Here is a 5,574-nt window from a genome sequence, read left to right on the forward strand (position 1 = left end):
GCGGTCCTTGGAGTACTGCTCGTACTCGGTGGACTGCAGGTTCACCGTGAACAGACCGGACTTCTCCAGCTGGTCCTTGATGAGCGCGTACTCGTCGGCCGAGGAGGGGCCGTAGTGCGACGGCGTGCTCACGGTGGAGCACCTCGACCTGGCCGAGCGGCGCATCGGCGTCGTCGGGGCGAACGGGTCGGGCAAGAGCACGCTGCTCCGGCTGCTCAACGGGCTGCTCCTGCCGGCGAGCGGCACCGTGCAGGTGGACGGCCTGGACACCGCGCGTGACGGACGTGCGGTGCGCCGTCGCGTCGGGTTCGTGTTCGCCGACCCCGGGGAGCAGATCGTGCTGCCGGTGGTCGGCGAGGACGTCGCGTTCGGCCTGAAGAACCGCGGGGTGCCGGCCGGGCAGCGCCGGGCGATGGTGCGCGACCAGCTCGACCGGCTGGGCGCGGGGCACCTGCTCGACCGTTCCGCGCACACCCTGTCCAGCGGGGAGCGCCAGCTCGTCGCACTGGCCGGGGTGCTCGTGATGAACCCGGCGACCCTCGTGCTCGACGAGCCGACCGGCACCCTCGACCTGGTCAACGCGCTGCGCCTGGCGACGCTGCTCGACTCGCTCGACCTGCAGCTGGTCGCGGCGAGCCACGACCTGGGGCTGCTCGAGGCCTTCGACCGCGTGCTCGTGCTCGACGAGGGTCGGGTGGTGGCCGACGACGTGCCGGCCGCCGCGCTGGAGGCCTACCGCCGGTTGGCCGCCCGCACCGCCGCGTCCGACCGTCCGACGGTGACCGGATGACGGTGACCGGATGAGCCTGCTGGAGACGACTGCGCCCCGTCCGGGCCCGCTGCGCGCGGTGGGCGCGGGCACCAAGCTGGTCGCGCTGCTCGGCGTCGGTGTGCTCGTGGCCGTCGTCCCCCGGCCCGCGGTGCTGCTCACCCTCAGCGGCGTAGGTGCTCTCGCGCTGATGCTGGCCCGCCCGACGTGGCGGTCGCTGGCTCGGCCGGCCGCCGCCTGGGGCCTCGCCGCGGTGCTCACCGCGGGTGTGCAGCTGGTGACCGCCGACGTGGCCACCGCGCGCGACTCGGTGCTGCGGCTGACTGCGCTCGCGCTGCCGGCCCTCGCGGTGATGGCGAGCACCGCGACCGAGGAGCTGCTCGACGCCGTGCTGGCCGCGGCCCGGCCGTGGCGTGCCGTGGGGGTGGCGCCCGAGTCGGTGGCGCTCACGGTGGCCCTCACGCTGCGGTTCGTGCCCGAGCTCGTCGCGACCGCCGGGCGGCTGCGCGACGCCCAGCGCGCCCGCGGCGCACGCCCCCAGGTGCTCGCGCTCGCCGTGCCCTTGCTGGTGCACGCGCTCACGATGAGCGAGCGGGTCGCCCAGGCCGTGGTCGCGCGCTCGTTCTTCGACCGCGGCGACGACCGCGACCAGCTGCTCGCCCCCGACCCGGCACCCGGTGCCCGGGCCTGACCGAAGGAGCCCCATGCCCGAGACCACCCGCGCCCGCGCCATCGCCGAGGTCGCCCTCATGGCCGGTGTCATCGTCGCGCTCGGCCTCGTGCCGCCGCTGTACGTGCTGGGCCTGCCGGTGCCGATCACCGCCCAGACGCTCGGCGTGATGCTCGCCGGTGCCGTGCTCGGCGCCCGACGTGGCGCCCTGGCCGCACTCGTCGTCCTCGTGCTGTGCGTCGCCTCGCTGCCGGTCATGTCGGGCGGCCGGGGCGGGCTCGGCGTGCTGCTGGGGCCGACCGGCGGGTACGCCCTGGGGTTCGTCCCCGGCGCGTTCGTCACCGGGCTGCTGGCCCGCCGAGCGATGGCGCTGCCGTCACGCACCCGCGGCCTCGCCATGGTGGGGGCCTGCCTCGTCGGCGGGGTCGCCGTCGTGTACGCCCTCGGCATCCCCTGGACGGCCGTGGTCACCGGGCTGCCGCTGCGCACCACGGCCCTCGGTGCGCTCGTGTTCGTCCCGGGCGACGTGCTCAAGGCGGTGCTCGCCGGGACCGGCGCCCTGCTCGTGCACCGCCAGGTGCGGGTCGAGCAGATGCGCCCGGCCGCCGAGGACGACCTCGCCCGACCGCGGGCCTGAGCGACCCGACGGGTCACTGCGGCGTACTCCTCATCCCGGGGCGACCTCACCCGATGGGGTGATGCGGGGGCGACTGACCTGCCGCCGTCCCGTCGTGAGGAGCACGCGTGCCTGACCAGCGGACCCATCCGTCATCCGATCTGCCACGGACCACCACGGGCCGACGGTTCAGCGTCCGGGTGAAGATCATGTCGCTCGCGCTCGCCGCGACCGCGCTCCTGGCCGGGGTGGGCGCGTTCACCACGGTGCAGCTCGTGGCGATCCGACACCAGACCGACACGATGGCGAACGCGCAGGCGAGCGTCGGCACCGCCCTGGCCGAGCTCACCGACGCCACCTGGAACGTGCGCATGTCGGTGTACGCCGCGGCGGCCGCGCTGCCCGCGGACAAGGCCGCGGCGAAGACCTCCGTGACGTCCGCGTTCACCCGCCTCGACACCGCGGCGGCCGCGCTGGACGCCGCCTCGCAGACCGCGATGGGGCACTCCCCGCAGGTCTGGCCCCAGTTCACCGCCGCACTGGCCGCCTACAAGGACACCGTCGGCGGCGCGATGGTCGATGCGGCCCTGGCCGACGACCGCGCCGCGTTCACCCAGATCAAGAACGCCGGGGCGGCTGCGGCCGGCCGCGGGCTCATCGACAACCTCGACGCCGTGCAGTCCGAGATCACCTCCTTCATGGCGGGCACCGCGACCCGGGCCGACGCGCTCGTCGCCCGCACGACCACCCTCACGGTGGTGCTCGTCGTGGTCGGTGCCGGGCTGCTGTGCCTCGTGAGCCTCGTGGTCGCCGGCCGGATCGTGCGGTCCGTGGTCCCCGTCAAGGCCGCCATCGACGCGCTCGCGACCGGCGACCTCACCGTCGTGCCGACGAGCACCTCGCGCGACGAGCTCGGCGACATGGCCGTCGGGCTGGCGCAGGCGCAGGCGCAGCTGCGCGCCCTGCTGGGCGACGTGGTCGCCAGCGCGCAGTCGGTGTCGACCTCGACCGAGCAGATCGCCTCCGCCCAGGACAAGGTCGCGGCCGGGACCACCCAGACCTCCCAGCGCGCGGCCGTGGTCGCCACCTCGGCCGACGAGGTGTCCCGCAACGTGCAGACCGTGGCGGCCGGGGCCGAGCAGATGGGTGCCTCGATCCGGGACATCTCGCAGAACGCGAACGACGCCGCGAAGGTCGCCGCCCAGGCCACCGAGGTCGCCCAGACCACCAACACCCTCGTGGCCCGGCTGGGGACCAGCTCGCAGGAGATCGGCGCCGTCGTCAAGGCGATCACCCAGGTCGCCGAGCAGACCAACCTGCTGGCGCTCAACGCCACCATCGAGGCGGCCCGGGCCGGGGAGGCAGGCAAGGGCTTCGCCGTCGTCGCCAGCGAGGTCAAGGACCTGGCGCAGGAGACGGCGCGCGCGACCGAGGACATCGCGCGGCGGGTGCAGGCGATCCAGTCGGACACCGGGGCGGCCGTCGCCGCGATCGAGGAGATCTCGACGATCATCGGGTCGATCAACGAGTACCAGCTCTCGATCGCCTCGGCCGTCGAGGAGCAGACGGCCACGACCAGCGAGATGTCCCGGTCGGTGTCCGATGCGGCCGCCGGCTCGCTGGAGATCGCGACCACGATCACGGGGGTCGCGAGCGCCGCCGGCGACTCGGCCAGCACGATGGACGAGCTCGGCTCGGCGGTGGCGGACCTCACCCGCACCGCCGCGGCGCTGCGGACCCAGACCTCGGCGTTCCGCTACTGACCGGCCCCGCGGCGAGGCGGCGCGGCGCGGACCGACCGTCGGGACGCCTGCGCGGACGGCGCCGCTACACCTGCCGGGCGAAGGTCAGCACGGCCTCGGCGAGCAGCTGGACGGCAATCGCCGCCAGCAGCAGACCGGCGATCCGGCTGATCAGCGACGTGCCCGAGCTGCCCAGCACCCGGTTGACGACGTCCGCGAACCGCATCGACAGGTACAGGCACGCGTGCACGAGCACGAGCCCGAGGAGCACCGCCGCCCACTGCTTGGTCCCGTCCACCTGCTGGGCGTAGACCATCGTCGCGACGATGGCACCCGGCCCGGCCAGCAGCGGGGTGCCGAGCGGCACCATGGCGACGTTGACCGCCCCACCGGGCACCGGGGTCGGGTCCTCGAGCTTGCCGGTGAGCAGCTCCATCGCGATGAGCAGCAGCAGCAGACCACCGGCGGCCTGCAGCGCGGGCAGCGTGACGTGCAGGTAGGTGAGCACCTGCTGGCCGAAGAACGCGAACCCGAGGATGACCCCGAACGACACCGCGATGGCCTGGCGCGCGGCCCGCTTGCGCTGGTGCTGGGTCATCGAGGAGGTGAGCGCCAGGAACACCGGCACCGTCCCGGGCGGGTCCATGATGACGAAGAGCGTGACGAAGACCGAGATGAACAGCTGGACGTCCAGCAGCCGGCTCATGGGCGCACCACCTCGGTCGTGCCGCGTTCGGCGATCTGGGCGAGCACAGCCGGGTCGGTGAGGTTCTCCCCCAGCAGGTTCGGCTTGCCCTCGCCGTGGTAGTCGGACGAGCCGGTGACCAGCAGCCCCAGACGTTCGGCGATCGCACCGAGCCGGCGCACCTGGGCGGCGTCGTGGTCGCGGTGGTGCACCTCGATGCCCACCAGCCCGGCGGCAGCGAGCTCGTCGAACGCGGCGTCGGCGAGCACCCGCCCGCGGTCGGCCGCCCCGGGGTGCGCGAGCACCGGGACACCGCCCGCGGCCAGCACGAGCGCGATGGCGTGGTCCGTCGAGGGGGCGTAGTGCGGCACGTAGTAGGGGCCTCGACCGTGCAGCAGGTCGGCGAACGCCGCGGACCGGTCGGGCACGACGCCCGCGGCGACGAGCGCGTCGGCGATGTGCGGGCGGCCCACCGAGGCGCCGTCCTCCACCTGGGCCTGCACGTCGTCCCAGGTGATCGGCAGGTCGGCGGCGATCTTGTCGACCATCTCGCGGGCCCGGCCCAGACGTGCGGTGCGGATGGTCTCCAGCTCGGCGACCAGCGCGGCGTCGCCCGGGTCCTGCAGGTAGCACAGCAGGTGCACGCTGCGGTGGTCGTACCGGGTGGACATCTCCGTGCCGAGCACGAGCGTCGTGCCGAGCGCGAGCGCCGCGGCCCGTGCGGCCGCCCAGCCCGCGGTGGTGTCGTGGTCGGTGAGCGCGACGACGTCCAGCCCCGCGTCGCGCGCGGCCGCGACGAGGACCTCGGGCGGCTGCGTGCCGTCCGAGGCCGAGGAGTGGGTGTGCAGGTCGACGCGCATGAGGGTCCAGGCTACCGACCGCGGGCCGGCCCGTCGGACCCGGGGTCCCGGGTCCGACGGGCCGGCGCCGGAGGCCGGGCGCGACGGTGCCAGACTGGTGGTCATGAGCGAGCAGCAGCCGCAGCCCCTGGCCGAACGTGTCACCAACCGGTCCCTGCGGCCGGACTCGCCGACCTTCATGGCGTGGGTCACCTCCGGCTGGGCACCGCGCGCGGCGTCCGACGTCACCCGG

General features: G+C 74.5%; 6 protein-coding genes. 4 read left to right on the forward strand and 2 right to left on the reverse strand.

What is annotated here, in order from left to right; translation table 11 throughout:
• Positions 1-124 precede the first annotated feature (124 nt).
• From F2B26_RS14220 to F2B26_RS14235, 4 genes are all read left to right on the forward strand, one after another.
• Positions 125-790 carry an energy-coupling factor ABC transporter ATP-binding protein gene (locus F2B26_RS14220; protein ID WP_159810479.1) on the forward strand — a complete coding sequence of 222 codons (666 nt, stop codon included), beginning with the start codon at positions 125-127 and terminating at the stop codon, positions 788-790.
• A gap of 10 nt (positions 791-800) precedes the next feature.
• Positions 801-1,460, forward strand: coding sequence for a CbiQ family ECF transporter T component (locus F2B26_RS14225; protein WP_159810480.1), 660 nt, complete (start codon positions 801-803; stop codon positions 1,458-1,460).
• A 13-nt stretch (positions 1,461-1,473) separates the two neighbouring features.
• Positions 1,474-2,076 (forward strand): biotin transporter BioY, encoded by a 603-nt coding sequence (locus F2B26_RS14230; protein ID WP_159810481.1) that lies wholly within the window; start codon positions 1,474-1,476, stop codon positions 2,074-2,076.
• A 188-nt stretch (positions 2,077-2,264) separates the two neighbouring features.
• On the forward strand, positions 2,265-3,818 hold the full coding sequence (locus F2B26_RS14235) for a methyl-accepting chemotaxis protein (RefSeq protein WP_159810487.1): 1,554 nt from the start codon (positions 2,265-2,267) through the stop codon (positions 3,816-3,818).
• Between the two features lie 64 nt (positions 3,819-3,882).
• On the opposite strand, the gene F2B26_RS14240 is transcribed toward F2B26_RS14235, so the two are convergent.
• On the reverse strand, positions 3,883-4,503 hold the full coding sequence (locus F2B26_RS14240) for a MarC family protein (RefSeq protein WP_159810483.1): 621 nt from the start codon (positions 4,501-4,503) through the stop codon (positions 3,883-3,885).
• Positions 4,500-5,342: a PHP domain-containing protein gene (locus F2B26_RS14245; RefSeq protein WP_159810485.1), complete on the reverse strand. Its 843-nt coding sequence runs from the start codon at positions 5,340-5,342 to the stop codon at positions 4,500-4,502. The genes F2B26_RS14240 and F2B26_RS14245 overlap by 4 nt, the downstream gene beginning before the upstream one ends.
• Positions 5,343-5,574: the final 232 nt, after the last annotated feature.

The organism is Cellulomonas citrea, from assembly GCF_009829685.1.
Taxonomy (GTDB): Bacteria; Actinomycetota; Actinomycetes; order Actinomycetales; family Cellulomonadaceae; genus Cellulomonas; species Cellulomonas citrea.

Bases quoted from the DNA above. Each gene is read 5' to 3' on its own strand.
- F2B26_RS14225 (WP_159810480.1), top strand. From the start codon at position 801: ATGAGCCTGCTGGAGACGACTGCGCCCCGTCCGGGCCCGCTGCGCGCG.
- F2B26_RS14230 (WP_159810481.1), top strand. From the start codon at position 1,474: ATGCCCGAGACCACCCGCGCCCGCGCCATCGCCGAGGTCGCCCTCATG.
- F2B26_RS14235 (WP_159810487.1), top strand. From the start codon at position 2,265: ATGTCGCTCGCGCTCGCCGCGACCGCGCTCCTGGCCGGGGTGGGCGCG.
- F2B26_RS14240 (WP_159810483.1), bottom strand. From the start codon at position 4,503: ATGAGCCGGCTGCTGGACGTCCAGCTGTTCATCTCGGTCTTCGTCACG.
- F2B26_RS14245 (WP_159810485.1), bottom strand. From the start codon at position 5,342: ATGCGCGTCGACCTGCACACCCACTCCTCGGCCTCGGACGGCACGCAG.